The following is a 1,575-nucleotide window of genomic DNA, read 5'->3' as shown; positions in this document are numbered from 1 at the left end:
AGCTTGTTCTTTATCGTCCAGATTGTTGTGCTGAGCGGCGGGTTGATCGTTTCGCGGACAGCAAGACGGCCTTGAGTGATCATGTGCGGTGTCGAGTCGCTGCCGATCACTACAAGGCCGTGAGGGTGAGTCTGCTGAACGATGCCGCCTGTGTCGAGTCCTCGAGGGTGTTGTCCCGGTTCCGGAACGATGTCTACGCGTGCCTGCGTGCGCGGGCCGATGCGTTGTTCGAGCTGACCGACGCGCTGTTGTGCGAGCCGGGACCCGTGCACTCGCCGGTGGATCTGACCTTGTCGCCGGAGTACCGGCGCGGACATGGCGCCTTGTACGGCGGGCTCAACCACGGCCGGATCGACGTGGAACAACTGCGTGAGGTGCTGGCCGGGCTGCCGTTACCGCGCTGGCCGGACGGGCGCATCGTGCTCGCGGTGGATGTGTCGCCATGGCTGCGCTCGGACGCCGCCTGCTCGGCCGAGCGGCTGTTCTGCCATGTGTACGGTCGGGCCAAGAGCGCCTCGCAGTTCATCCCAGGCTGGCCGTACTCATTCGTCGCGGCGCTGGAGATGGGCCGCAGTTCGTGGACGGCGCCGCTGGATGTGGTGCGGCTGGGGCCGGCCGACGACGCCACCGCCGTCACCGCCGCCCAACTGCGAGCGGTGATCGAGCGGCTGATCGCCGCCGGCCAGTGGTGCAGCGGGGACCCGGACATGCTCATCGTGGCCGACGCCGGCTACGACATCACCCGCTTGGCCTACGTCCTGCGTGACCTGCCCGTCGAACTGCTCGGGCGGATCCGTTCCGATCGGGTGCTGCGCCTGCCCGCTCCGCCACGACGCTATGACCCCAAGGGCGGCCGACCGCCCAAGCACGGCGGCGAGTTCGCCCTGGCCGACCCTGCCACCTGGCCCGAGGCCGCAGTGACCACGGTCACCGACACCACCCACTACGGCAAGGCCAAGACCAGCGCCTGGGACCGGCTTCACCCTCGGCTCACCCACCGCGCCGCCTGGCTCGACCACGAAGGCGAACTGCCCATCATCGAGGGCACTCTGATCCGGCTGAAGGTTGACCACCTGCCCGGCGACCGTGACGCCCCACCGATCTGGCTGTGGTCCTCCAAGACCGGCGCCACCAGCACGGCCGTGGACCGGCTCTGGCAGGCGTTCCTGCGCAGGTTCGACCTGGAGCACACCTACCGCTTCTGGAAGCAGACGCTCGGCTGGACCCGGCCCAAGCTTCGCGCCGCTCAAGCCGCCGACCGCTGGACCTGGCTGCTGCTCATCGCTCACACCCAGTTGCGCCTGGCTCGCCGGCTGACCGAGAACCTGCGTCATCCGTGGGAGAAAGCCGTCCCGTCCGGTCAGCTCACTCCCGCGCGGGTCCGGCGGGGGTTTCGGAACCTGCGTCCCGCGCTTGCCCAGCCAGCCGGTGCACCCAAACCCTCCAGGCCCGGCCCCGGGCGCCCACCCGGCATCCCCAACCGCCGGCCCGCACCCCGCTACGACGTCGGCAAAACCGTCAAACGAGGCCGCACCCTCGCGGCACTACAACAATCCGGACGATAAAGAACAAGCT

General features: G+C 68.9%; 1 protein-coding gene. It reads left to right on the top strand.

Going from position 1 to position 1,575, the window contains the following annotated elements; all coding sequences use genetic code 11:
• Positions 1 to 167 precede the first annotated feature (167 nt).
• Positions 168 to 1,565: an NF041680 family putative transposase gene (locus AB0B45_RS51455; protein WP_358146380.1), complete on the top strand. Its 1,398-nt coding sequence runs from the start codon at positions 168 to 170 to the stop codon at positions 1,563 to 1,565.
• Positions 1,566 to 1,575 lie beyond the last annotated feature (10 nt).

The sequence above is a fragment of the Nonomuraea sp. NPDC049152 genome (assembly GCF_040648355.1).
In the GTDB taxonomy this organism is placed as follows: Bacteria; Actinomycetota; Actinomycetes; order Streptosporangiales; family Streptosporangiaceae; genus Nonomuraea.
The sequence above is the reverse complement of the archived record's forward strand: the minus strand, read 5'-3'. Positions and strand labels throughout refer to the sequence as shown.